We start from the raw sequence: 26,451 nt of genomic DNA, 5'->3' as shown, positions 1-26,451 counted from the left end.
CGCGAGCGGTGCCCGTATCACCACGACCCTGGTTCGTAATATGATCGATCGCAACGTCAACCTTGGCCTGGCCACGATGTGCATCGGCGCCGGCCAGGGTATCGCCACTATTTTCGAACGTATCTAAAGTGAGTCGCGCATGACCATCGACGCCCCCACGATCGTTGCCCTGTGGTCCGCCCGTGCCCGGCAAAGTGCCGATATCACCGGCATGTTAGTCAAGCGCGACGGCGCGTATCAGCCGGTGACCTGGAAAGAACTGCACCACGATGTCAATCGCGCCGCTGCGGCGCTTGTTGCGATCGGCGTAAAACCGGGCGACCGCGTGGTGCTGATTTCGCGTAATCGTTACGAATGGATCGTGTGCGACCTTGCCATTCAAACGGCTCGGGCCACCCACGTGCCCGTACACGCCTCGCTGGCCGGTCCGCAGATTGCGTATCAAATTGTCGATAGCGGCGCTACGGTCGTAATCCTGTCGGGGCCCGACCAGGCCGAGAAGCTGGTTGACCAGGCAACGAAGTTCCCCAAGTCGCTGCAGTTCGTGTCGCTCGATCCGTGCCCCAAGCAGGTCGGTCCGTATCCGGTAAAATTGCTTGCGGATTTAACGGCAGCTGTCGATGACGCGCAGGCCGCCGAGATCGAGCACGCGGCGGTGGAAAAGACGACGCCGGACGATCTTGCCACGATCCTGTACACCTCGGGCACAACCGGCGAGCCCAAGGGGGTCATGCTCTCGCAAGGAAACCTGGCGTGCAATGTGTCGGCGATCCTGAAGATGTGGGTCCCCAAGGGGGACGACGTGCGTCTGACCTGGTTGCCGCTTAGTCACATTTTCGCCCGCACGTGCGACTTGTACACTTGGATTGCCGCCGGCGCCACATTGGCACTGGCCGATAGTCCCGAGGCCGTGGTCGGCAACTGCCAGGAAGTGCATCCCACGTTGATCAACGGGGTACCGTACTTCTTCGACAAAGTGCAACGTTATCTCAGCTCGCAGGGCATGGCCGATACGCCAGGCATGTTGCAAGCGGTGCTCGGTGGACGCGTGCGCTATTGTGGTTCGGGCGGCGCCGCGCTGCCGGATCATACGCATCTCTTCTTCAAAGAGCAGGGTGTCTTCATTTCGCAGGGTTACGGTTTGACCGAGACTTCACCCACGATCTCGACGGGGCAGGAATCGGATACGAAGGTAGGCACCGTCGGGAGATTGCTACCGGGTGTCGAGGTCAAGATCTCGGCCGAGGGAGAAATCCTCACCCGGGGACCACATGTCATGAAAGGTTATTGGAACCTGCCCGAGGCAACGGCCGAAGTCATCCGCGACGGTTGGTTCCACACTGGCGACTTGGGCGAAATCGACAAAGATGGGTATTTGAAGATCACCGGTCGCAAGAAGGAGCTAATCGTCACGTCCGCCGGCAAGAATATTGCCCCCGTGAACTTGGAGGCGCTGTTGACCTCGGATCCGCTTATTGCCCAAGCACTGGTGATTGGCGACGCCCGCAACTTTCTCACGGCGCTGATTGTGGTCAATCCCGAGCCATTGATGGCTGAGGTCGCGGAATTGGAGATTCCGGCCAAGTCTGTGGCCGAGGCGATTGGCAATCCGCAAGTCCGCGAATTGTATGCCGGCCGCATCGCACAACGGCTGGCAGGTGTTTCGCACTATGAACAGGTTCAGAAATTCACGTTGCTTACTCGGCCGTTTTCGGTCGACAGCAACGAGCTGACTTTGACATTGAAATTGCGTCGCAAGGTGATTGAGGGCAACTATGCCCGGGAGATCCAGGCGATGTATGCCCCGGCAGCGGTCGGAGCGACGGCCCAATAATACGAGTATATTCCCGCACCGGTCGGCGGTGTCGGTTGTGGCAATGTGCGGGGGGGATAGTTACAATTAACCGGCTGTGGCGGTCGGTGGTTTTGGTGTTTCTCTCATTCAAAGTTTGTTAGGGTTTTGCGCGCCGCAGGCCGGCCGCCATGCCTAGGGCGATCCTAACGCAAGGGGAGTCATGATGAATAGTCGCGCGGTGGATTCAGAACCGGAAGTCAAAAAGGGGACGAATGGCCATGCCGCGCCACCTGCGGCCGAAGTCGAGAAGGAATCCTTCGCCGAAATGGCGTTGAAGCTCGGCGGTAAGAGCGCCGAGGAATCGCGTCGCACCGGCGCCCTCGACAAGGCCGACGATCAGGTCGAGGCGCTCTTTGCTCCCCAGTATCAAACGGTCAACAGCCCGGCCCATCGCGCGGTCTGGGACGCGCAAACCCCGATCAACGAGTTCGTCAGCGCTCCGGCGCAGACGCCTCCGCACGTCCAAAAGGTGATGGACGATTCGCTGGCCGTGGTTCGCAAGCATTTCGAAGCCGGCACGATCCTGAACCATGAGGCCAAGCAAGGTATCGCTAAGAACGTGCTCGACGAGTTGGGCTCGGTCGGCTACTGGGGATTGCTGGTCGGTCGCGAATATGGCGGTTCGGGCGCGCCGTTCTCGTCGTTCGCTCCGTTCTTGACCAAGATGGCCATGCTCGATGGCACCATCGCCGGCATGGCGAGCGTGCACGGCTGTATCGGCGCGGTCGACCCTGTACGGTCGTTTGGCAATGCCGAGCAGAAGAAGAAGTATTTGCCCCTGTTGGCCAGCGGCCAGCGGTTGTCGGCATTCGCCTTGACCGAGCCGAATGCCGGATCGGACTTGACCGCCCTGCGTACGACGGCAGTTCGCGACGGAGATGATTACATCATCAACGGCGAGAAGCTGTTCATCACCAACGTCATGTGCGGTCGTACGATTGGCCTGGTTTGCTTGCTCGACAAGAAGCCCGCTGTCTTTATCGTCGATCTGCCCGATCAAGAGAACGAGCACTTCCGTCTGAAACCCTACGGCCTGTACGCATTGCGTTACGCGTCGAACCAGGGTTTCGTGTTTAAGGATTTCCGCGTTCCGGCAGCCAACTTGTTGAAGCCGGGCAAGGGAGATGGTCTGACGATCGCCTATCACGGTCTGAACCTGGGTCGCGTCGCCCTCTGCGCTAATGCGGCAGGCACGATGCGATTGATGTTGGCAAACATGCTCCCCTGGGCCAAGTATCGCAAGACCTACGGTCAGGCGATCGTGAGCCGCGAACTTGTCGAGCGCCGTTTGGGCCGTCTGGCCGGGCTGATCGTCGCTTGCGACGCTTTGGTCGAATGGTGCTCGGGCCTGATCGAAAAGGGCTACCGCAGCGAGATGGAATGCGTGATCGCCAAGATCTTCGGCAGCGAATCGCAAAAGGAAGCCGCGATCGAGCTGTTGATGAAGACGCATGGCGGCCGCTCGTTCCTGCACGGCCACATCTTCGGCGACAACGTTCACGAATACTTGGCACCGTGCATCTATGAGGGTGAAGGCGAAATGCTCGGTATGGCCTTCTTCAAGTCGCTCGTGAAGCACCACGGTACCCAGTACTTCGAACCGATCGGCAAGGCCTTGCACGCCGCCGGCATCAAGAAGCCCAACATGGCCAACCCGGCTCACGCCTGGGCGCTGAAGGGGCCGCTGATGTCGTACGGCAAGTGGTGGTTGGGTCAGAAGGTCAGCCGGCCAAGCTGGTCGACACTTCCTCCCATGCCCGAGACCTTGCGCAAGCATGCCGAGTTCGCCGCCCAGTGGTTGGGTCGCAGCCGGATGGAGGTCAGCAACACGATGAGCCGGCACCAATTGGGGCTGGCCGACCGTCAGTGTCGCATGTCGGAGTTGTCGTCACGCGTGCAGGACGCGATCATCATTCTCTGCACGTCGCTGTACGCTTCGCGCAGCCAGGACGAGACCGTGCGTGCCGCCGCTGACTGCATTTGCCAGGACTTGACCCGTAAGCTCACCCGTGAGCCGATTACGGATAAGTACTATCGCACGGTCACGAAGCTGGGCCGAGAGATCGCCAATGGCCAATTTAAGAGCATCGCGGGCCTGCCCGAGCAGGAAATCCTGATGCCCTACAAGAGCGAGTAGTTATTGCAAAAACATAGAAGCCTTTGACCCACGGTTTGCTACCGCGAACCGTGGGTTTTTTCATGTAACGAACTGTCCTTGCGAGTTCGCTGCGGTTGCGACGCACGAGATCGCGTGCAATTACTCAAAGCTGCCGCTTGATAGCAAACTTGACGTGCGTGGCCGAGCGCGGACAATTGCGCGGGCGTATCGCTCATAGGGACCTGTGGTACTCGTGTGGAGATCCACCAGCCGTGGCAAAATTTGCCGTGATCATGCCAGCTGCCGGGGCAAGCAGCCGGTTTAACGACAAGAACTACAAAAAGCCCTTCGCCCCGTTGGCCGATCGGGCCGTATGGCTGCATTCGGCGGAGAAATTCTTGCACCGCCAGGATGTCGTGCAGTTGATCCTGGTGATCTCGCCCGAGGACCGCGAATACTTCAATTTCAAATTCTCAGCCAATGTGGCGATTTTGGGAATCGATGTTGTCGATGGCGGAAAAGAACGGTCGGATTCGGTGGAAAACGCGCTGGCCAAACTCAAGCCCGAGGTGGAATACGTCGCCATCCATGACGCGGCCCGTCCCTGCCTGGCCGACGATTGGATCACGAAGGTATTTGAAGCGGCCGAGCGGAGCGGAGCGGCGATCCTGGCTGTGCCGGTTGCCTCGACGCTGAAACGCGTCGCCGAGGGCACGAAGATCGTCGAAACCGTGTCGCGCGACGGCTTATGGGAGGCGCAAACGCCGCAAGCTTTTCGCCGAGCCATCCTGCTCGAGGCTTACGGACGCCGGGCCGGCTTTCAAGCCACCGACGATGCGCAAATGGTAGAACGACTAGGAAAGCCCGTTACGGTCGTGCGCTGCTCGCCGGTGAATATGAAAATCAGCACCAAGGAAGACATGCGGTTGGCCGAGCAAGCCTTGCGAGCGTTGCCCAAACCGAAGTTGCAAGGTCCGGCGCATCCTTTTGCCGGCGACGACATGTGGCGCTAGCCACATATTCATTTTGTGGACCGCCTTATTGTCCTGCCCTTGGGCGACGCTGCGGCCATTACTCGCTCGGGTGCGCGCCCATCTCGATGATCGCGGCGATCAGCTTGGCGCGTTTTTCGGCGTCCATGCCGGCAATAAACTTCTCTTTGTCATCGCCATAGGCCCGCAGCGCGTATTGGTATGAGGTCAGGCCGCCTCCCTCTTTTGGACGATAGCGAAAGAGGTTGAACTCGGCATATGCGAGATCTTCGGGCCAGACGATGAAGTTCAGAATGACTTCGCCCGTGTTCGGGTTGGCCAGCAACTCGTAGTTAGCAGGCGGATCGCGCTTCTCGAGCTGCTCGACGACCTTCTCCGCGAATTCTTGTGGATCATCTAATTCGGCATGCTCGCGCACGGCGGCCAAGCTGGTCCAGGAATCGAGCGTCTCGTCCGCCGGTATGAATTCCTGGATCGTGTCTCCGTCGCTGTCGGCCTCATAGGCCAATACCAGGGTCTGGCCATCGAATTCAACGGTCTTTTTTGTCTCGGCAGCGTTCGCCTGATCGCCGGTTGGCGCAGCGTCGTCCGCATGAACGATGCCGGCGACGCACAACAATAGAACAGCCCCCAATCGGCTGAGAATGCTCATGAGTCGAGTCCTTTGCCAATGGATTGAGAAGTGCCGTCACGGGACGGCCATTCAATCATACGTCACGTCCGGACCGGCCTGGGGGAGCCGAACCGTCTGGTCTTTTCGAGCGGAGCAATCGGGATACCATAACGTGATTAGTGGTCCGGAATTGCAGATAGCCACAGTCCGAGACGCCGCCTGCCTGGGATCTGCGGGTCGGGGCGACCGCTCACCGCGGAAGGGCGTTTGACCCCCTTAATATCCCTCCAGGATACGGAGGTGAAGGGAATGCCGGTTCAGTTGCCAAGTCGCTGCGACGCTGCACTACCGCCACCAGCGGGCCTTCCGTTAGGATGGCTCGCCGCCGACCTTCTTCCGACATTGTGTGATCAAAACGACAAGGATCCTACGTGTACGATATTTACGAAGAACTCTCCTGGCGAGGCTTGATCCACCAGACCACGGATGAAGTCCACCTGCGGCGTCGGCTGATGGAACAGCCGTGCGCCGTCTATGCCGGCTTTGATCCTACGGCCGATAGCCTGCACGTGGGGCACATGGTGGCGCTTATGATGCTCCGCCGTTTTCAGCGCGCGGGCCACCCGCCGATCGCGTTGGTCGGAGGTGCGACAGGAATGATCGGCGACCCCAGCGGCAAGAGCGAGGAACGCAATCTGCTGTCGGCGGAAGCACTAGCGCAAAATGTCGCCGCCATGCAGTCCCAGATGCGCGCGTTCCTGGATTTTGATTCGGGCCCCACTGGCGCGCGGCTCGTCAACAATTATGACTGGATGCGCGGATTCAGTTACCTCGATTTCCTGCGAGACGTGGGCAAGAACTTTCCGGTCAATGTAATGTTGGCCAAGGATTCAGTACGCAGCCGCCTTGAGCGCAGCGACAGCGGCTTGAGCTTCACCGAGTTCAGTTACATGTTGCTGCAAGCGTACGATTTCGTGCACCTGAATCAAGACTTTGGCTGCGAGCTGCAAATCGGCGGCAGCGACCAGTGGGGCAATATCACGGCCGGAATCGATCTGGCAAGACGGATGCGTGCCGTACAGTTGTATGGTATTACCTGCCCGCTCTTGACCAAGAGCGACGGTACGAAGATGGGAAAAACCGAGTCGGGCGCCCTTTGGCTTTCGCCCGAACGGACTAGTCCCTACCGCTTCTATCAGTATTGGATCAATGTCGACGATGCGGATGCGGGCAAGTGCTTGCGTTTCTTCACGGATTTGTCTCGCGACGAAATTGAATCGCTCGACGCGGCCCGCGCTGCCGACCCCGGCCGACGCGAAAGTCAGCGCCGGCTGGCCGAGGAGATCACCCGACTCGTTCATGGTAGCGCCGGGCTGACCAAAGCCCAGCGTGCGACGGAGATTCTCTTTGGGGCCGAGATCGAGGCACTTTCCGACGCGGAGCTGAGCGAGATTTTTGCCGACGTTCCCAGTCAGACCGTGCCGCGGGCAACCTTGGCTGCCGGGCTCAACGTCGTCGACGCTTTTGTCACGGCCGGTCTAGCCAAGAGCAAGGGAGACGCACGCCGCACCATGACGCAAGGGGGAGGCTACGTGAACAATCGACGTATAGCCGGTGCGGAGGTGGTTTTAGGCGTAACAGACCTCGCCAGCGAAACGGTGCTGGTACTGCGCTCGGGCAAGAAAAGCTACGCGCTACTGCGGTTCGCGGACTGATAGCAGGGCTGGCGTATCGAAGAAAAACGTCCGACGGCGCGTGCTAACACAAGATGTGCCGGCGCAATCCGCATTGACTGCTATCGCACTTCGTCCGTACTATCCGGCCTCCCCACTTTCGGCCTAAGCCCGTATTGCAATACGGGCGATGCGTGCGCGAATTCTATCGTTTCGACCAACACCTGTGGGAATGGTCTGTGAGCGAGGCCGCGACCAATCGCCGCAAAGCCAGGCTTGTCTGTGTCCTCGTCGCTGGCGGGGTGCTTGTTCTTGCGCTGGCGCTGGGCACGTTCATATGTGCACTGCGGTATGTGCCAGGGTTCTATTCCCAGAGCCAACTTGCCGATATTGACGGCCAGCGTGAAGGGAACGACGCGATGTTGGAGACGGCCACCGCGCTTGCCAACACGTCGCGCCGCGAGGGAAATTGGTACGCCCAGATTACCGAACAGCAGATCAACGGCTGGCTAGCGGTCGATCTGGTGCAGAATCATCAGGACTTACTTCCGCCTGCGGTCGGCGAGCCCCGCGTCCATATCGAACCCGGTCGTGCGATTGTTGCCTGCACTTATCAGTATTGTGGACTGTCGACGGTCGTTACTGCCACGTTTGAAATGTACCTGGCTGAGCCGCGCGTGGTAGCGCTACGAATTCATGCGACACGTGCCGGCCTGTTGCCCGTGCCGATGACCCCGATCGTCGACGGTGTGGCGAAGGCAGCCGAGCGGCTGAATCTGCGTGTCGAATGGCGTCAAATGCACGGGGATCCCGTGGCGCTGATCACGTTGCCGGCCGCGCAGACAGAAACCACGGTCTATCGGCTGGATGCTTTCGAGTTGCGAAACCAGGAGATTTACCTGGCCGGGCGCACAGGGCCACTGCAAGTGCCCGACTCGCCGAGCTCGGAACCCGCCAGACCTCAATCGGACGTTGCCGCCAGGCCTGATGAGAATCTAAAGATCCAATGACCTGTTGAGTCCTTCTGCCGCGTCAGGCGGACTTGTCCGCGTAGACGACCGCCTGCAAGATCCAGGATCAGCAGGTCTTCCGAATCGGCCAGCATGCTGTACGTGCCGTGATCCCATTGGGCGACCATACCCCGGTCTGCGGAAATGGCCCCCTCATATTCCAGATACGCCAGACGATGCGGCGGCAACGCGTGCGCCTCGATCGATCGCTGTGCGGTCGGTTCTTCGGCCAGGGCCCATGTTCGCAACGAGTCGCCGACCTCGACCATGAAATCCCAGTGCAGCGCGCGGGACGATCGCGAGCCCGGCGCGTGACGCAGGACCACGAATCGGATCGAGGGGGTGCGGGCGCTATCCACGATCTTGCGATTTGCTCAGTGGAAGATTCGATAAATGAGCACCGCCCAGTTTGGCGTGCCGTCGAGAGACGTCGCCCCCTTCGAGGTGCAACGCCTGCGGCAGTAACCGCTCCGCCCATGCTACCAGACGGAAGGCCGTACTGTGGCCTTGGCTACTGAGCAAGTATGGTCGTCAGCTCTTCGCCCAGGACGCCGGCAGGGACTCCGGCGCTTTTGACCTGGGCCTGCACCCGAGCTTGCCCCGCTACATCGGCGCGCGCTTGGACTTGAAAGGTGAGCGTTTCACCAGGCGCCAGAGCTTGCACCGGGGCAAAATTTACAGACTTGCCATTGATGTTCGCATTGGTGATGCCACCGGGTCCGACGCCTAGCGGAGTCATCTCGGGTGGCAGTGTCACGGTAAGCGTGATTTGGCTATCGGCTGCCTGGCCAGCATTCGTGACTTTGACCTGATAGGTCGTGTTGCGACCGGCGGCGACGGGCTCGACAAGATCGGCCACATCAATCGTCAATTTGCCTGGCACTGCGGGTGTCGCCTGGGCCGCGGTAGGCGTGATCACAAGGCAGGCGTCATCGTTGGCGGTGACGCCTTCGGCCGTGGTGACCGTCGCCCGGTTACAGGCCCTCGCCGCGGGCGCGTTACAGAGGCAGCGAACCTCGTAAGTAAATGATCTGCCCGGCGGGAGCGTATCGAGCACCCACACCAGGTCACTGCCGACCCAGTTGTGACCGTCGGTCGCGCTAGTCGGCTCAAGCGCACTGTCGTAGTTGTCCGCCAATCGCACTTGTGTGGCAGGAACCTGTCCGACGTTGGCAATCTCGATCTGAAAGTTTGCCGTTTGCCCGGCGGCTAATTGCTGCGGACCGGTTTTCTTGACGGTTATCGTCGGTCGCACGGTGGGTGCAGCCGCTTGCGCGGCGGCAGTGACGCACGCCTGTGTTGTGCCGAGAATTGTGCGATCGTTTGTTTGCACCTCGACCGTATTGCACAACTGGCCTGCTTGCATCGGGCGCAGGGTTAGCCGAATGGTCTGCGATTGGCCGGGTTGAATCGGATTGACGCTTTGTTCGATGGGACTGGGGCCTGCAGCATTTTGCAGGCTCGGATCAAAGCGGTCGACAATCGTCAGTGGTGGTGTTGGCATTGTGCTGCGATTGGTGACGACAGCCACGAATTCCACGTCTTGACCTACCGTGGCCGTCGGTGGCGCGCTCATCGTTACCGAGATGGCTTGTGGTGGCAGTGCGGTTGCCATCACCGTGGTCGTGGCGCAGCTTTGCGCCGACAGTCCCTCGGCCGAGGAGAGTGCGGCGCAATTGCTGATCGTGCCTGCCTTATCTGCGCGAAAGTCGGCCTCGATCACGACACTTTGCCCGGCATTAACGTCGCCAAGCTGCCATTCGAGTCGTCCACCGGCGGGTTGAGCCGGGGGAGTGCTACTAACAAAGGTCAAACCGGCCGGAATCTGATCCGTCACCACGGCTTGCCGGACGGACAAGGGACTAGGATTTGAGACATCTATGCGATATGTCACTGTGGAACCCACCGTAGCTTGGCTGGGTCCGGTGGTACGAAGCGAAAGGCTGCCCGACGCAGCCCAGGTCTCCATCGTGGATCCATTGCCGACGACCAGCCGTTGGCCGTAGCTGCCGGATAGTTCAGCCGGCCGGATAATTTGTACGGAAATGGCGTTGCTGCCGGCCGCTCCCTGCTGTTGGACAATTTCGGCAGTGGCCTGGCCGAGATCGTTAGTCGGAACCTCGATGACCTGGCCACCATTAGGAGCGAAATTGGCTGCCGGACCGCCGGTGATTTCGTATCGAACGAGCCAACCCACAAGCGGCGAATGGTCAGTCTGCCGAGTCACGCTGGTTGTGAAGGCGTGCGTTGTGCCAATTGGGTTTGTCGATGGCGGAGGCAATGTCCATTGTGCATCGACCCAGTAAATCGTCGAGGTACGTTGGCGCTGGTCCCAACCGTACACGTTGGGAGCGAAAGCCGTAACGAAGCTGGCCCCTTCGACAGGGGACGTGACCGTGATATAGGCCTGTCCCTTTTGCACGGGCACGTCGTCATCGTAGGTAGGCGTGCCACGCGTGAGAGCGATGTATCGCGCAGACGTTGTGCCGACTGCGTAGGAGTTGTCCAACTTCTGTGGGCGTAGCTTGGGGCTCGCCAGGCAATCCAGAAAGCTACGATCGCCCAACGAGACAAACTGTCCAACGCCGCCCGGCGCGATCATCCACTCGACGCGCTCGCCGGCATGCATATAACCGTCGGGTCCGCAGATGCTTCCCACCAGAACAACTTCCGAGCCGACTGGTGCGATGACCTTGGCAGGTGCGAGCTTCAGGAACATCATGTTCCTGGGATGTGGACGCCCTGGTACTGGCTGGTACTTTGAGTAGGGCTGATTGTCCCATACAAACAACCGCTGGCCGCTCGGATCGATGCGGGGCAAGGCCCCGACCGTGCCGTAGGCATGTCGCTGGTCGCCAACGCCGATCACCAGCAGCGCAACGAGCGGCATTATTTTGAGAGTGAACCGCTTCACGACAACATTGTCCTCGGTTCAACGCGCGGGCGATCGTTTGCAATCGCTCGCCGAACTCCATGTCTCGGCGGCAGGGAGTTCCAGTTTTGGGCGCTTGGTAAGAGATTCGGTCTGGATAAAACGTACCACGCACTTTTTGCAACACGGTGACTTTTCTCAACGTGTCGCGCCGAAAAATGGCAACGTCACCGCGCAACCGTTATCACCGGTGCAATGTGTTCGGAGTGTGCGACATTTCGTCCGTGCTCTGCAGGACGAACTGTGCGTCACGGACTGCGAGTCACCACCAATTGAAGGCGCCGCAAATGACCGCGCAAAAAAGAGCCCTCGCCCGTCGCAAAGCAGACAAATCTGCTGCAACTGGTGAGGGCTCGGCGCTGGTTTCTTCATCCGGCGCGACCGGTAACTCCGAAACGCCGGTCACCGTTTAGTGGTAGTTCCCGAAGATGCCCGTAGCATACCAGATGCCGTTGCTTCCTCGTCGCATGTCGTACGCGAATTTTGGCTGGTCCTGTTTGACAGCCCCCCAATGGCCGGAGGACTGCCGCCAGCTATGAACGCAATCGACAGCAGCATCGAGTAGGTTTTCGTGCGGCCAACTCTCGGCGACGACCTCCTGAGGGCGCAGGCCAAACGGTAACAGTCGCGAGATGCGCGGGAATCGGGATTCCCAATTGTGATGCCCCTGTACGTGAATCCTAGCCTGATAATTCGAGTGGCTCTTGGCTTCGTCCACCAAATGGGGGTCCAACTCCCCCTTAGCGCTCTTGGGGCTTTCCGGGTGAATTCGGACGGCAAAGACTAGGGCCCGCTGCGTCTGCGTGCCAGGGGGCAGATCCAAGATCACGGCAACATGCTTGGGATTGAAATGGTAGTACTTCCCGCTCTTGAACGGCAGCGCGCTGACGACATGACCGTAGTACTCGCTTCGCTCGTTAGCGTAATCGATAACTACAAGGCCTTGCCGCTTCTCCATTTCCGCAAATGCTGGATGATCCAACAGTTTCGATGGCTGCCCTTTGACAGTGATTTCTGTGTCGAGGGGTAGGCGGGCGAGGACAAACTTGGACAGCTTGTCGGTCAGCGCGGGCTTGCTCTCGATTTCCTTGAGGAAGGGCTTTGAACTAGCCGGTTTGGCCTCGTCGAAGAAATGGATCAGCAGCATCTTTTGCTGCCGCTCGGCCCGCTGCATTGCTAGCGCGTAGTCTGTCTCCCAGTGCGGAGCCTGGGATCGGTAATCGCTGGCGTAAGCCGGAGCTGGTGTGACAAGGGTCAAAATGGCCGCGGCACACGCCACGGTCGCCGCTGCTCGTGAGATCGTCGCGTACAAACTCATAGTTCCCTCCGAAATAAGCGACTCGAACCATTCATTGGCAATGGGCCGTGCAGTCAGTGCTAGCGGCCAAACCAAGGAAACAGGGTCTCTCCGTCCAGGCTCTGGGCCAGGTTTTTTATTGGATGGGGATACCAGGCAGCGGCGGCAAGGGCGCCTAGGAGCCGCTGCGGTCAGGTGGGCCAGTGATCGGCTTTTCCGATTGCGCGATCTGGGAGGTATTGGTGTACCAGGGCGGATGGCCGGAATCAACCGGCTGAGCAGAAAATCGGGTCATGCCGATAGCGGATTGGATGGCTTTCTTATGCCGTTCCTGGTATCACAGCCATTGCGCGCCTTTATTTCCCTAGTTTTCCCTTCTTCGCCCAGATTGCGAGGTGACGGATGCCACATAACCGCAAGCGGGTTGCCCTGATCTGGGCGTTGATAACTTGTTTTTGCACAGTCACTTACGCGCAAAAACCAGGTCGCGATTTGGCCGTCGGTCAGGCTCTGGCCGAGCTCGAGACTTGGCTAGCTGACGCACCTTCGGCCGAGGGCTGGCGTAAGTACTTACGATTGCAGGATCTTCATGCTCAACTCGACCTGAAAGAGGCGGCCGACGTCAACCAAGTTGTCGCCGTGTTAGAGCGGTTGGAGACCGGCGCGCCGGGGCTGGATCGGGGCCCCTTCGTAAAGCTTCGCGAGGCTGTGCTCCAGTGGCGACAGGTCCTGTCGGCTCCCAAGCTTGACCAGCTAGTCGAGATCGTCCGAGAAGGAAAGAAACAGTTCCATCCGGCCGACGCTGCCGCTGTGGACGCCGATCGTGCCGAGGTTGCCCGGGCTACCGCGACCCTTCGTCGTTATCTTGGAGGTGATGCAAACGGCCGTGCCTGGGGGGCATTTCTGCAATTGGATACGCTCAATGAGCAACTGCAACCGAATGCTTCGCCCTCCCTGGAATCGCTTGCCAAGGTTCTTTCGCAGTTTCGTTCCGATAAAGGGGGGCTAGATCGATCGCAGTTCGCCAACGTTGCTACGGCCCTGGCCAATTATATGGTCACCCTCTCGGTATACCGTAATCCCAAGTCACGGACCGAGTTCGACGCGCAAATCGACCAGCTGGGTGAGCATTTGCAGGCCTATGTCAAGGAGCCCTCCGAGGTACGGTTGAAGCAGATTGGCGTCGACTTGGATTGGCTCGTCGACCGCCGGCAAGTGCTGCCACTGGTCGATTCAGTCATGCATCGACTGTCGCAGCCCAACCTGTATGTGAATGTGTCAGGCGACTTCCTGGCTGCCGGCATGAATCGGCAGGTCGATGAGACAAGCCCCGTGAGAGATGTCATCCTCGGGACGCGAATCGTGGGATCTGGACGCACGCAGGGAGATGTTTCGTTCCGTCTGATGCCCAACGCGGATGTGGCCATGCTCGAAGCGACTTTGGAAGCGGTAAATCAATCTCGCAACACGGGCTACAACGGACCGGCGGTGATTCATAGCATCGGCACCACTCGATTATTGGCAACTAAGTGGCTGACTATCGATGCCGAGGGCATACATGGCCAGCCCGCCACGGCCGGTGCCGACACGTCGACAAAGATCACGGGCATTGGCTCGTCCAAGTCTGGTGTAATGGGGTGTGTAGTCGAACGCGTTGCAACGAAACGTGTCGCACAGCAAAAAGGGAGCGCCGAAAAGATCGCGGCGCAACATGCCGAGACGAGGCTCAATCGTCAGTTCGAGGATCAGATCGGCAAAGAACTTGCCCGCTCGAACTTGCAGTTTCAGGAGCGCTTTCGCAATCCGCTGGTGCGCCGTGGCCATCTTCCGCACATCTATTTCAGCAGCAGCGACGATTGGATGTATGTGACCGCACTGCAGGCGCACGGCGCGCAATTGGGCGCCCAAGGTCGCGCCCCCGACATTGCCGGCAAGCCGCAGGTAGCCATGCGATTGCACGAATCGTTGGTGAACAACTTCACCGCCGGTACACTAGCCGGCGAAACAATCGGCCAACCAGAACTGGAAAAGTTTGCCAAGGACTTTTTGGGCGAAGTGCCGGACCGAATCAAGGATGACTCAGGCAAGGAACCCTGGACGATTACTTTTGCCGACGAGGATCCTGTGATCTTCAAGGTTGCCGACGGCGGCTTCGTGTTCACCGGCCGAGGAAAGAAGTACACCTCGGGCAGCCGTTCGTTTCCGGCCATGAATTTCACCGTGAACTACAAGCTCGAGAAGTTTGGCGAGGGAATAAAAGCCACCAGGATCGGCGACATCGAGATCTTTCCGCCGGGTTTCGTACAGGGGGGCGAAAAGCGGCTATCACTGCTCCAAACCACACTGCGCCAATTGATGGTCCGCCGCTTGGGGAAAATCTTCGAAGAGCAGATCGTCAAGGATCAGCCGACGGCGCTTAAAGGCGAATTCAAGGCCGCCGGCCCCTTGGGGGTCGAGGCCGTCTCGGCCGACCAGGGATGGCTCAGCATTGGCTGGCATCAGGTGCGAGCGGCCAACATGGCCAATGCGACAGGCGAATCGCCCGCAGCCGCTGCGCTGGCCCGCTAAAGAGAACAATCTCCTATGGATCGTTACGTCGACATCTCATTCGATTGTCTGCCGCTGCGCTCCATCGAGCGGACAGACATCCCGATTGACGCGTCCCCAAAATTCCGCGCCCGTTGCGAGCGCATTCTGGAAGCGATCGCCAAGCACGGAACATTGAATTCGTATTATCTGTATAACGCAACCTGCGCGTTTCATCTGCTCAATGTGCCCGATTTGGGGGTAATCGAATTTCGGTTCGAAGGCACGGCGATCACCGGCGCGTCGGATCAGAAGACAGAGGTGTGCGATCTGCACGTCGAACTGACGCGCGAGACCTGCGATTGGTTGACAGAGCCGGTTGTCCACTGGTTTGCCGAGACCGTGCCCGTTGCCGTGCGCGCCGAGTTCGATCGCTACATTACCGCCGGTGATCTTCAGCAAACTGTCGAGCGCGTGCGAAAAATCCAGGCCGATAGTGACGACCACGGCGGATTCGTCGGCATGTATCTCTAAGTCGAGCCTGATGGCTTGCTACGCTAGCATGCCCATCTAATGCTTGCGCTAGTGGCATACTGGCGATTTTCCAGGCTGTCGGAACATCAATTGTCCCCGGCGGCGATAGGCGCGGGGCCAGAAGCGGACTGACGGCTCACTAGCCGATTCTGGGGCCATTGGGACCAATTCTATCGGAGTCTTCGCAGCGAGCCGATCGAGGGCTTCTGGCTGCGTCCCTGCCTCGACTACCTATCGCTTTGCCCGCCCTGGTAGCACAGCTAGCGAGCCACCTCGGCTAGGTTCTTCGTTGGACCAACGTCCATATCGGTGATTCATCGGGCTGCTGCCGACTTCTCCGCGAAAGTCAGCAGCAGTCACTCGGCTGGGAGACGGCGCTAGCTTAACTCCAGAGCGCCCGAACTCGCGCTTGATCGTAAGTTTGCGTTGAATGCGATGCATAAGATGAACGCGAAGTTTGCGTGGCGATCGTTGAGACTGCCGATTAAATGATTTTATGCAAGTTTGACGATTACGAGGTCGATATCTGGTTTGACGATGGGAGCGCCCCGGAGGGCTGCGCCCAGTTTGCCGTCGACTCCGCCGCCTAACATAAACGTGAGGCAACGGCTCGAGCGGGCAAATCGCCAATGAATATCAACGGCAACTCCGTCGTGTAGGACGCGAATTCATGAGCCTGCGAGATGCCAAATTTTGGGCCGTGCTGACCGCCATTGTGGTGCTGATCGCTGGATGCCAGCCCAGCAGGCCATTCTATTTCTTCGAGGATGGCGATCTTTCGCACTATAAGGGTGTCGCCACCGAGGTCGAGTATCCGGATGTCAATGCGGATACCATCCCCGACGTTAGCGGCTCGCAAAGGCCGCTCACGCTGGAGAATCCCGAGCCCAAGGAGTTCTGGCCTCTGCGACTGGAAGAGGCCGTGCGGGTCACCCTGGAGAATAGCAAGGTATTTCGCACCTTGGGCGGCCAGGTGACGAATCCCACGTTCCAAGTGTCGTTGGCCCCGCTCAATGCCCAAACGGTCTATGCACCGGCCATCACGGAAAGCGATCCGCGTTTCGGCGTTGAAGGTACGTTGGCGAACTTCGATACGCAGTGGAGCACCAGCGTCTTCTGGCAAAAGAACGACCATCCGGTGAATACGACCTTCGGCGGAGCGTTGGCAAACGTTCTCCAAGAGGACGCGGCGCAGTTTCAGACACAGTTGGCCAAGGTTACGGCGGCAGGCGATCGCGTCTACTTCCGCAACAACACCAACTATGACATGAACAACAACCCGTCCAACCTCTTCCCAGCGTACTATACGACTAACTTTGAAGCAGAATTCCGCCATCCCTTTTTGCAAGGTGGTGGTACGCAGTTCAACCGCATCGCCGGTCCCAGCGGTATCCCGGGCGTCGGCGGCTTTACGAACATCCCTGGCGTTTATAACGGCGTGGCCATCGCCCGCTCGAACGTCGACATCGCGATTGCCGACTTCGAGGGTCGTATTCGCGATGTCGTGAACGATACCGAGTTGGCCTATTGGGAGTTGTACTTCACCTATCGCAACCTGGATGCGCTGGTCGTCGGCCGCGACAGCGCGCTGTCGACCTGGAGAAAGGTGAAGGCCCTCTACGATGCGGGGGCACGTGGCGGTGAAGCGGAAAAAGAAGCCCAAGCCCGCGAGCAATACTTCTTGTTCCGCGGCCAGGTGGAAGCCGCGGTCAGCCAGGTGTACGAGACCGAGAACCGGCTTCGCTATCAAATGGGTATCAGTCCGACCGACGGCCGATTGATTCGTCCGGCCGACGATCCGACAACGGCCCGCGTGGATTTCGATTGGGACGAAGTGAAGATCGAAAGCCTGGCCCGTATGCCAGAGCTTCGTCGTCAGAAGTGGATCGTGAAGCAGCGCGAGCTGCAACTGATCGCCTCGAAGAACTTCCTTTTGCCCCGCTTGGACTTCGACGCCACGTATCGCTGGTTGGGCTTCGGCCAAAATCTGTGGGAACAGGGACGCAGCATCGACCAGTTTCAGAACGCAATGGCGTCTTTGACGAGTGGCAACTTCCAGGAATGGCAAATGGGATTCCAGGCCAACGTTCCGATCGGTTTCCGTGCCGCCTTGTCCGGTGTCCGCAATGCCCAACTGCAACTGGCCAGAGAGCGGGCCGTCTTGCAGGAAGAAGAGCTGGAAATGGTGCACGGCTTGTCCTCGGCCATTCGCACGCTCGATCGAACCTATCAGTTGACGGAGACCAATTTCAACCGGTTGATCGCCGCCCGGGTGAACGTGGAAGCGGTGCGTGCGGCGTACGAGACGGACACCGTAACACTCGACTTGTTGTTAGATGCCCAACGCCGGCTGGCCGTGGCCATGAGCGATTACTTCCGGTCGCTGATCGACTACAACCTGGCGATTCGCACGGTGCATTACCGCAAGGGATCGCTGTTGGAATACAACAACGTCTACCTCGCGGAAGGTCCTTGGCCAGGCAAGGCTTACTTCGACGCCCGCAAGCGAGCACGTGAGCGTGATGCCGGCTTCCAGATCAATTACGGTTTCATCCAACCGAACGTTTTCAGTCGCGGTCCGGTCAATCAAAAGGTCGGAGAAGGAGACATGATCTTCAAAGGCGATGGACAGGATACACCGCCGAAGCCGGTTCCCGAATCCGTGCCCACGCCCGCTCCTGGTCAGGCCATGCCGGGCGTATCAGACACGGGTGCCGTGCCGCCGCGACGCCCGGGTGCGGCGAACGGGGGGGCCACGAGGTCCGGTCTGGCACCTGTTCCCGGGATGCCAGCAAGCAACTCTAATAATCTGTCGTACGATTGGGGGGCCGCGAATAAACCGATCCAGGCCCCTACGGTCCCCTCGCTACCGGCGACACGCGGCGTCTCGTCTCTGCTACAGGCATCGTTTGCCCCGCAGATACCAGAACGCGTATTGATGGCCAATGACGCTGACCCGAATAACTCGCCTGCTGGAACTGGTGGGACTGCTGCAGTCCGGTAGGGGGCATAACGCGCAATCTTTGGCCGTTAACTGTCGTGTGAGCCGGCGGACGATCTTTCGCGATCTCGATATCCTCCGGCTGGCCGGCGTACCCCTGGAGTACGACGAGCAAGAACAACGTTATCGTATTCTAGGGATGAACTTCCTGCCGCCGACTAACTTTACGCCCGAGGAAGCTCTGTCCCTTCTGGTGCTATGTTACGACCTAGGCGATCGATCTGGAATTCCCTTCCATGCCCCGGCCCGTGCGGCGGCGATCAAGCTAGAGAGTGCGCTACCCGAGCGATTGCGCGAGTATCTGCGCGAGGCAGCCGGGGCGATCCACTTGCGGCTAGGCGCTACCAGTGGCTCGAACGCCAGTGCGCCGGTGTATCAACAATTGATCGGCGCTATCGCCAGGCGCCGTTGCGTACGCATCGAATACGATAGCTTCAGCGATCGCGAGATCATTCGCACGAAGCTAAGTCCGTACCGCCTTCTCTTCAGCCGTCGCAGCTGGTTTGTGTTTGCTCGTTCGTCCGTACATCGACAGACGCGCACTTTTAACGTCGCCCGGATCCGCAACCTGGAAGAACTCGACGAGAGGTTCCAATTCCCGCGAGGCTTCTCGATCGAGCGCCAGTTGCGGAATGCGTGGCATTTGATTCCCGAACCGGGGCCTGATCAAGAGATCGTGGTGCGGTTTGAAAAGCTGGTTGCCAAGAATGTGGGCGAGGTGACGTGGCACAAAACGCAGCACCTTGTCTGGCGCGACGACGGGCGTCTCGATTTTCATGTCACGGTATCCGGCATTCAGGAAATTGCCTGGTGGATTTTAGGCTATGGCGATCAGGTCGAAGTGCTACAGCCGCAGGCGCTGCGGGATCTGATCATTAGTCGCTGCCAGCAAATGCTCACGCGATATCGAGACACCGGCTCGCTGCCGAAGACGGGCGGCAGAACTGGTGGCGTGCCCCGCGCCGCGCGCAAGCGCGCAACCAGCAAGCGTCGCGCCCGCTTGTCATGACAGCTGGCGTCCACCTCGGCCGCAGACCGCGATCTTGCTACAATGCGAGACACACCGAGTGGCTATTCCTGCACTATTGTCGCGAGGCTCGATTCCAGGTGTTTCTTTCCCTAGACGGCATAGACGGGGCAGGAAAAAGCACGCAACTCGCACTGTTGGCCGCTTGGTTGCGGACAACGGGGCGCGACATCGTCACGTGCCGAGACCCCGGCAGCACTCCCCTGGGCGATGCGATTCGTCGCATCTTGCTCGACGCGCATGACGTGCCCATCACACGGACAGCAGAAATGCTGCTTTACATGGCCGCACGAGCTCAGCTAGTGAACGACGTCATCAGGCCTGCACTGGAGGCCGGCCAGATTGTAATTTCCGATCGATACTTATTGGCGAATGTCGTCTATCAGGGACATGCCGGCGGGCTCGACATCAAGGAATTGTGGCGCATCGGACAAACGGCCACGGGCAGACTGGAACCAAATCTGACAATTGTGCTGGACATGCCTCCCGAGGCGGCGACCACGCGCCTGGCACGGCCGCTGGATCGTATGGAGCGGCAAGGGGACGAGTTCCGCCACCGATTGCGGCAAGGCTTTCTTGCCGAAGCCAGCCGACGACCGGAACAGATCGTGGTGATCGATGCCGCCCGGCCGATCGAGGCGGTCAAGGCAGACATCTTTCGCGCGGTTGAAGAGCGACTGTCAAGCAGTTGAGATGCAACGTGGTTCGCATCGCGACTCACCACTTTTGACGATCTGTTGCGAAACGGGTTCCCATTAAATCGATGAGCGACGATATTGCCAAACGCCGGGCCGACGAAACTCAGAGCATCCTGACGGCTTGCCACGCTATCCTTGAAAATGATCACTTCGTCTACATTTCCGGCGATCACGGTAGCGGTTGGATCGACAAGGATGCGATTTTCATCGACCCAAAACGTGTGGATCATCTCGCGTCTATGTTGGCAGAAGCCGTGCGACCGATCGATGCCGAAGTCGTTTGCGGGCCGGCAACGGGGGGACTAATCGTGGCGCAGTGGACGGCGCACGCCCTGGGCTTGCCGGCGGTCTTTGCCGAACACGAGGCATCCCCTGATTTCGGCCAACTACGAGGCAGATTCGTCTTGCGGCGCGGTTACGACCATCTTGTGGCGGGGCGTCGTGTTCTCGTCGTGGACGACATCGTAAATAGTGGTCACTCCGTACGGCAAACGGTTGAGGCGGTCCGTCGGGCCCGAGGCCATGTAACCACGGTCGCGGCGCTTGTTCACCGTGGAAATGTTGACACCGTTGGAATCGGGGTCAGCAGGTACATCTATTCACTGGAAACCGATATTCCCGAGTGGTCCGCGGCCGACTGTCCGCTCTGCGGGCAGGGAGTGCCAGTGAATACTCAATATGCTCACGGGCAAGACTTCTTGGACACCCGGCAGGATCAGCTCTGATCAGCGGATCCAGCCCTCCGCAGGCTCAATGGCGGACCGCCACTCAGAACTGACCCCAAGCGGCGGCGTCAGGCCATGCCAAAGGGCGGCTCAACTCTTGCTGTTCGTGGATTGACGCAGGGCTTTGGCACCGCACTTGCATATATGAGATCGGCTCCGTGCGCTTACTCGGGCGACGAATGGTTAGTCGCTCGCGCGGCACGGGACTCGGAACAGTCTTTAAACGCAAGTTCGCGCTCGATTGCGCGCCCGCGCCGATATTTGTATTTGTTTTGGAGCGAAGGCTCGGCACGCGCGGCGTTCGGACCAGGTCCGCGCCGCGATGGCACAATACACTCAAAGGTTGTTCGACATTAGATATATAACTAACGACAACTAAAGAGGATGCGTTTTTTGCGCGCTGCGCTGATCGCGTCCTAAATAAAACGGCAGTGGCATCGGCGCAACCCACGCGTCAGGCCGCGGCATGCGACGGTTCCGGGGTGAGTTTTAATCCGTGACGGCGTTCGCTCGCTCGATTGTGGGCCGTGCGAACAGAACCGGACATAGGACGTGGGACCGCCGGCGGAGCGGTCCGGTGATTTCACCATTTTGGTGAAACGCATCACCGTTTTTGTGACCGCGCCATAAGTTACTTGCAGGCAGTGATTTAAGGCGTGTGGCAGCGCGCGATTGCCTTTGCCAGACTGAGCGGGACGGCCTTGGGCTCCGCTCTAACACAAATCGCAGACTGCGCTTATCGTCATGCGACGTGACTTTCACCAAGACGCGGAAGCGCTCGCGCGCGCGATCAAGTCTTGCGACCAAATCTGAACGCAAAATGACCCGTTTTCACGGCATTTTCGCGAAGTCTCGGTTCTTTCAGGTCGCCAGCAGGCTTGGCATGTTCGTTGCTTTACCAAGGGCAGCCAAATCGGAACTGCAGAGCCAAGACATCGCGTCAGACGTCACGCCCATACGCGACGGCTGGCGTCTAGGAAGGCCCTGCAACCTGTTTGGCGGGTCCGCTGCTTCGTTCGGGAGGGCGGAATGCGAAGTGCCGTCGTTTGGCCGGGTTGGTCAAGGCCAGACAGGCGGTAGGAAACACCACAGCTTTTGAAAGTAAGGAGAAAGCTAATGTCAAAGGACCAGTTTGAATTCTCGCACGACGAATCGATTGATCGCCGCGTTCCCAAGCGATTGCGAAAGGGCTTTGAAAAGCGAATCGCGCCAGTGGCGGCCCGCTCCTCGTCGCATAACGTCATCAAGCCGACTGGCGGCATGAAAAATCGCCGTCGTCGACATTACGGCTTGTAGTCGGCTGTAGCGAGTCCAACGCACGGATCCGCCATGAAATGGCAGCGCCAGAATTATCCGGACGGGAATGTCCCCGTCCGGCACGAGATGCTTGCCGGAGAATAACGCCGCGCGGCAGGACGGGGACGTGCCGCGCGGCCTCAGCTGAACATCCCGCTCCAGCCCGTGGCCTCGAAGGCGTGCTGGAAATGTTCGATCACCGGCCGGCGAGCGTGGCGTGACCAAGTAACGGCGACAACGTCGAACCGTGCTTGCTGCTCCAATAGATCGTGGCGGCGCAGGTACGCCACGGCCAAACGGCTGAGCCGGCGTTGTTTTTCCCGGTCAACGGCATCAGCCGGGTGCCCCTTGTCGTGGGACTCACGGGTCTTCACTTCCACGAAGACGATCGTGCGACCGTCAACCGCGACCAAGTCCAATTCTCCCAAGACCGCGCGGTCGCCACGTGCCACAATTTTATAGCCGCGACGGCGCAGGAATCTCGCTGCGGCGTCCTCGCCCCGCTGCCCAAGAGTTCTCACGGCCATGAAGCGTCGGAGAAAGTTCAGAAAACGCATGCTGCCCGCCGCGTGAATGAACGGAATCCATGAGGAAATCGTTGCCCAAGTTTCGGCTGACGAGCGAACGAACTGGCCGCGTGTAACCAACGATATCGCGCGTTACTGCCCGACGTCGCATTGAAGGGCCGCCAAAGACGTCGCGGGCTTCCTTGTGCCGATTGACGATGCGGAAGTTATTCCGCGCTATCCTGCTTCGCTCCACGCCGCTCACGCAGGCGCACGGCCTTGCCGATGCGATCGCGGAGGAAGTACAGCTTGGCACGACGCACAATGCCGGATCGCTTAACTTCGACCTTGGCGATCCGCGGGGAGTGCAGCGGGAACTTCCGCTCAACCCCTTCCCCCTGCACGATGCGACGTACGACGAACATTGCGCGTGTGCCGGATCCACTACGGGCGATAACTACGCCATTGAAGATCTGGATACGCTCTTTGTCGCCTTCCAGAATTCGCGTGTGTACGTCCACGGTATCGCCGATCTGAAACTCGGGGACTTGTTCACGAAGACTGCTTTTTTCCACCTTGGCGAGTAATTGTTGGCTCATTTTTAATGGTCCTTTCTAAGGTATTTCTTTATGCCGAGCGCGGCGCTTGACCTGGGCAGACTGAATTCATTGCCCGGGCTTGGTTCGTTTTACCGGGTGCTCGGCGAGGTATCCTGTGTAGTGGTGATCGGATCGGCTACGGGGCCGGGCGATCGTGTGGCTGCGGCTCTGCGATGATTTGTCCGCTCGATACGTTGTTGATCGCGCCAGCGAGCGATGGCCTGGTGGTCGCCGCTGAGCAGAATCTCTGGCACTTCATACCCGCGAAATTCGCGCGGACGCGTGTACTGCGAAAACTCTAAAAGTCGTTGCTTCCCGGTAAATGAATCTTGTTGATTGCTCTCCTCGTCTCCCAGCACACCTGGCACCAGCCGAATCACGGTGTCGATAAGCACCATTGCCCCGACCTCGCCGCCGTTGAGCACGAAATCACCGATCGAAACCTCGTCGGGGGCGAGGATCTGTCGCACCCGTTCGTCAAAACCCTCGTACCGGCCGCACAATAGCAGCAACCGCCGCTTGGCGGCCAACTCCTCAACAACGCTTTGATCGAGCCGGCGGCCTTGCGGCGTCAGCATGATCACGTGCCCTGCCTCTTCGGCCTGGGCTTGCACGGCCTCGACACATTCCACTACAGGTTCAACCTTCAGCACCATGCCTGGCCCACCGCCGAACGGCCGATCGTCGACCGTTTTATGGCGGTCATGCGTCCAATCGCGAATGTTGTGCAGCCGCACGTCGACCAGCCCTCGCTGGATCGCAAGATTCAACAAGCTTTGGCCCAGATAGCCCGGAAACATCTCCGGAAATAGGGTCAGCACGTCGAAACGCATGGCACATCATCATTGCGGTGTAAAGTGTCGCGGTCTCTGTATCGTGGCGATGTGGTCGCGCCTAAATACTATTCCGAAGCGGCTTCAGTCGCTGCCGGCTCCGTGGTAGCTTCGGCGGCTGCTGGCTCTTCGCTCGTCGCTTCTGCCCTCGGCTCTTCGGCGGACTTTGGCGAGTAAACGAAGACAGGTTCCGGCGCAGGAGGTACCTGCTTCGGCAGCGCCAACCGTTCGCGGGCGGCCGTCTGCACTTCCAGGTGCGTGCCTTCCGGGCCGTATTTCTTAATGAATACGTTGACGTTGACGCTTGGCTTGGCACCGACGGATAGCCAGTACGAAACCCGCTCCGGATTTAATAGCACGCGGGCGTCCACATCCGGCACGAGCGGATCATAAGTCCCCAATTCTTCAATGACTTTGCCGTCGCGCGGGCTGCGCGAGTCGACCGCGCAAATGCGGAAGAACGGCCGATGCTTCCGCCCCATCTTCTTCATGCGAATTCTGACTGCCACTAGGTCCTCCTGAATTAATCCGTCGCCTTGGTTACTTCTTTATTTTGCGATCGAGACCGCAAAACCTCACATTTCAACTCAATTGCACTTGGCTCGCCGGGGTTCGTCCCAAGCAGCTGCGATTGCCCACAAGTTTGCTAAAAGCCTCGCGGATTTCCGTTCTGCTCCGGACTACTGCCGCCGCGCTCTCGCTTGCCATCCCGTTTGCGTCGCCGCATTTCCTTCTCGCGTTGTTTTTTCAGGTTGGTGCGTTCCTGGGCGGAAAGGCGCTTGCCGGTGCCTTTTTTCTGTCGAGCCAATGACGAACCTGGGTCGAGGAAGCCACCTCGCTGCAGTTGCTGCACCTCCCGCATCCGTTCGCGGATTCCCATGCCGGCCATCCGCTTCATGATGTCGGCCATGCCGTCGAACTGCTTGACCAGCTGATTGACTTCGGCCGGTTCGACGCCGGCGCCCACGGCGATGCGGCGTCGGCGACTTTGGTCGATCGTTTTGGAAGGGTTGCGACGTTCCTCGGCGGTCATCGAATCGATAATGCCGACCAGGCGCTTCATGTCGCCGTCGGCGTCGGCATCCCCCATCATTTTTTGTAGGCCGCCCATGCCGGGGATCAGACCCATTACCTTGTTCAGAGGGCCGAGGCGGCCAATCTGGCTGAGCTGTTTGCGGAAGTCGTCCAGAGTGAACTCTCCGCGGCGGAGCCGTTCCTCCTGCTCCTGCATTTCGTCCTGGTCGAACTTTTGCTGCGCCTGCTCGACAAGTGTCAGCACGTCCCCCATGCCCAGGATACGGCTGGCCATGCGGTCTGGGTGGAACTCTTCGAGCGCGTCCAAATGCTCGCCCGTTCCCATGAATTTCAGCGGCACGCCGGTGACGGCCTTTACGCTCAGGGCTGCGCCGCCGCGGGCGTCGCCATCGAGCTTGGTCATAATACAGCCGTCGAGCTCGAGCGCCTCGTTAAAGGCCTTCGCGCTATTGACGGCGTCCTGGCCGGTCATGGCGTCGACCACCAGGTAAACCTGATCGGGATTGACCCGGCGATCGATACGCTGCAGCTGCTGCATCAACTCTTCGTCGATGTGCAGACGGCCGGCCGTGTCCAAGATCAGAACCTCGGCGCCTTGGGATTTGGCTTGTTTGAGCGCATTCTGGCAGACGGCCACGGGATCGCTCGCACCCTCTTCCACGTAAACCGGTGCGCCGATCTGTTCGCCGAGTACCTGCAATTGGTGAACGGCCGCGGGACGCTGTAAGTCCGCCGCAACGAGCATTGGTTTACGGCCACGCTCGATCAACAGGCGCGCTAACTTGCCGCAGGTCGTCGTTTTGCCCGAGCCTTGCAGACCGCACATCATCAGCACGGTCAAATCGGGCTTGAGGTGCAGCGAATGGTCGACCGGACCCATCAGATTGACCAACTCGTTGTAGACGATGCCTACTACTTGTTGGTCGGGGCGGAGGCTCTTGAGGACTTGTTCCCCTACGGCCTGCTCGCTGACTCGGTCCATGAACTGCTTGACGACCGGAAAGCTGACGTCGGCCTCGAGCAGCGACTGTTGCACCAGGCGCAGCCCGTCGCGCATGTTGGACTCAGTGAGCCGGGCTTTCCCGCTCAGAGTCCGCAGCGCCGAACTGAGGCCATCTTGCAACGACTCGAACATTCGCGATCTCTTACGTGTGAACGAACAAACGACGGGGCTTGCCCCGCGCGCAAACCCACGGCCCAT

Annotated in this window: 22 protein-coding genes; 13 read left to right on the top strand and 9 right to left on the bottom strand. The window is 59.3% G+C overall.

The window, feature by feature from the left end; translation table 11 throughout:
* From fadA to ispD, 4 genes are all read left to right on the top strand, one after another.
* Nucleotides 1-127 (top strand): acetyl-CoA C-acyltransferase (gene fadA, locus VGG64_06395; GenBank protein ID HEY1599213.1); only part of this gene is annotated, 127 nt, incomplete at its 5' end.
* Nucleotides 128-139: 12 nt separating this feature from the next.
* Nucleotides 140-1,834 carry an AMP-dependent synthetase/ligase gene (locus VGG64_06390; GenBank protein HEY1599212.1) on the top strand — a complete coding sequence of 565 codons (1,695 nt, stop codon included), beginning with the start codon at nt 140-142 and terminating at the stop codon, nt 1,832-1,834.
* A gap of 184 nt (nt 1,835-2,018) precedes the next feature.
* Nucleotides 2,019-3,992 (top strand): acyl-CoA dehydrogenase family protein, encoded by a 1,974-nt coding sequence (locus tag VGG64_06385; GenBank protein HEY1599211.1) that lies wholly within the window; start codon nt 2,019-2,021, stop codon nt 3,990-3,992.
* Between the two features lie 233 nt (nt 3,993-4,225).
* A complete protein-coding gene (gene ispD, locus VGG64_06380) occupies nt 4,226-4,966 on the top strand; it encodes a 2-C-methyl-D-erythritol 4-phosphate cytidylyltransferase (protein ID HEY1599210.1) in 741 nt (246 codons plus the stop codon).
* A gap of 58 nt (nt 4,967-5,024) precedes the next feature.
* Here ispD and VGG64_06375 read toward each other — a convergent pair whose 3' ends face one another.
* Nucleotides 5,025-5,597 carry a hypothetical protein gene (locus VGG64_06375; protein HEY1599209.1) on the bottom strand — a complete coding sequence of 191 codons (573 nt, stop codon included), beginning with the start codon at nt 5,595-5,597 and terminating at the stop codon, nt 5,025-5,027.
* Nucleotides 5,598-5,989: 392 nt separating this feature from the next.
* Here VGG64_06375 and tyrS point away from each other — a divergent pair, with 392 nt between their 5' ends.
* Nucleotides 5,990-7,273 (top strand): tyrosine--tRNA ligase, encoded by a 1,284-nt coding sequence (gene tyrS, locus VGG64_06370; GenBank protein HEY1599208.1) that lies wholly within the window; start codon nt 5,990-5,992, stop codon nt 7,271-7,273.
* A 197-nt stretch (nt 7,274-7,470) separates the two neighbouring features.
* Nucleotides 7,471-8,241, top strand: coding sequence for a hypothetical protein (locus VGG64_06365; protein HEY1599207.1), 771 nt, complete (start codon nt 7,471-7,473; stop codon nt 8,239-8,241).
* On the opposite strand, the gene VGG64_06360 is transcribed toward VGG64_06365, so the two are convergent.
* The 3 genes from VGG64_06360 to VGG64_06350 form a co-directional block, all read right to left on the bottom strand.
* Nucleotides 8,193-8,600 carry a DNA polymerase ligase N-terminal domain-containing protein gene (locus VGG64_06360; protein HEY1599206.1) on the bottom strand — a complete coding sequence of 136 codons (408 nt, stop codon included), beginning with the start codon at nt 8,598-8,600 and terminating at the stop codon, nt 8,193-8,195. The two genes, VGG64_06365 and VGG64_06360, sit on opposite strands and share 49 nt — an antisense overlap.
* Nucleotides 8,601-8,752: 152 nt before the next feature.
* Nucleotides 8,753-11,155 carry a DUF11 domain-containing protein gene (locus VGG64_06355; protein ID HEY1599205.1) on the bottom strand — a complete coding sequence of 801 codons (2,403 nt, stop codon included), beginning with the start codon at nt 11,153-11,155 and terminating at the stop codon, nt 8,753-8,755.
* A gap of 427 nt (nt 11,156-11,582) precedes the next feature.
* A complete protein-coding gene (locus VGG64_06350) occupies nt 11,583-12,491 on the bottom strand; it encodes a hypothetical protein (protein HEY1599204.1) in 909 nt (302 codons plus the stop codon).
* 381 nt (nt 12,492-12,872) lie between these two features.
* Between VGG64_06350 and VGG64_06345 the strand changes: the two genes are divergently transcribed.
* The 7 genes from VGG64_06345 (at nt 12,873) to VGG64_06315 (ending at nt 22,277) form a co-directional block, all read left to right on the top strand.
* Nucleotides 12,873-15,038 carry a hypothetical protein gene (locus VGG64_06345; GenBank protein HEY1599203.1) on the top strand — a complete coding sequence of 722 codons (2,166 nt, stop codon included), beginning with the start codon at nt 12,873-12,875 and terminating at the stop codon, nt 15,036-15,038.
* Nucleotides 15,039-15,053: 15 nt separating this feature from the next.
* Nucleotides 15,054-15,530 (top strand): hypothetical protein, encoded by a 477-nt coding sequence (locus VGG64_06340; GenBank protein ID HEY1599202.1) that lies wholly within the window; start codon nt 15,054-15,056, stop codon nt 15,528-15,530.
* A 670-nt stretch (nt 15,531-16,200) separates the two neighbouring features.
* Complete coding sequence (locus tag VGG64_06335; protein HEY1599201.1) at nt 16,201-18,534, top strand: TolC family protein; 2,334 nt, start codon at nt 16,201-16,203, stop codon at nt 18,532-18,534.
* On the top strand, nt 18,476-19,540 hold the full coding sequence (locus VGG64_06330; GenBank protein HEY1599200.1) for a WYL domain-containing protein: 1,065 nt from the start codon (nt 18,476-18,478) through the stop codon (nt 19,538-19,540). The genes VGG64_06335 and VGG64_06330 overlap by 59 nt, the downstream gene beginning before the upstream one ends.
* Before the next feature lie 98 nt (nt 19,541-19,638).
* Nucleotides 19,639-20,250, top strand: a complete 612-nt coding sequence (tmk, locus tag VGG64_06325) for a dTMP kinase (protein ID HEY1599199.1) — start codon at nt 19,639-19,641, stop codon at nt 20,248-20,250.
* Between the two features lie 71 nt (nt 20,251-20,321).
* Complete coding sequence (locus tag VGG64_06320) at nt 20,322-20,981, top strand: phosphoribosyltransferase family protein (GenBank protein ID HEY1599198.1); 660 nt, start codon at nt 20,322-20,324, stop codon at nt 20,979-20,981.
* A gap of 1,116 nt (nt 20,982-22,097) precedes the next feature.
* A complete protein-coding gene (locus tag VGG64_06315) occupies nt 22,098-22,277 on the top strand; it encodes a hypothetical protein (protein HEY1599197.1) in 180 nt (59 codons plus the stop codon).
* A 140-nt stretch (nt 22,278-22,417) separates the two neighbouring features.
* On the opposite strand, the gene VGG64_06310 is transcribed toward VGG64_06315, so the two are convergent.
* The 5 genes from VGG64_06310 to ffh all read right to left on the bottom strand — a co-directional run bounded on the left by VGG64_06310 (nt 22,418) and on the right by ffh (nt 26,385).
* Nucleotides 22,418-22,834 (bottom strand): YraN family protein, encoded by a 417-nt coding sequence (locus tag VGG64_06310; GenBank protein HEY1599196.1) that lies wholly within the window; start codon nt 22,832-22,834, stop codon nt 22,418-22,420.
* A 176-nt stretch (nt 22,835-23,010) separates the two neighbouring features.
* Nucleotides 23,011-23,382 (bottom strand): 50S ribosomal protein L19, encoded by a 372-nt coding sequence (gene rplS / locus VGG64_06305; protein ID HEY1599195.1) that lies wholly within the window; start codon nt 23,380-23,382, stop codon nt 23,011-23,013.
* A gap of 89 nt (nt 23,383-23,471) precedes the next feature.
* Complete coding sequence (gene trmD, locus VGG64_06300) at nt 23,472-24,215, bottom strand: tRNA (guanosine(37)-N1)-methyltransferase TrmD (GenBank protein HEY1599194.1); 744 nt, start codon at nt 24,213-24,215, stop codon at nt 23,472-23,474.
* 68 nt (nt 24,216-24,283) lie between these two features.
* On the bottom strand, nt 24,284-24,724 hold the full coding sequence (gene rpsP / locus VGG64_06295) for a 30S ribosomal protein S16 (protein HEY1599193.1): 441 nt from the start codon (nt 24,722-24,724) through the stop codon (nt 24,284-24,286).
* A 137-nt stretch (nt 24,725-24,861) separates the two neighbouring features.
* Entirely contained in the window at nt 24,862-26,385 is a 1,524-nt protein-coding gene (gene ffh, locus VGG64_06290) for a signal recognition particle protein (GenBank protein ID HEY1599192.1), read from the bottom strand.
* Between the last annotated feature and the right edge of the window lie 66 nt (nt 26,386-26,451).

It is taken from the genome of Pirellulales bacterium (genome assembly GCA_036490175.1).
Classification (GTDB): domain Bacteria; phylum Planctomycetota; class Planctomycetia; order Pirellulales; family JACPPG01; genus JACPPG01.
This window is presented reverse-complemented; position numbering and strand designations above follow the sequence as displayed.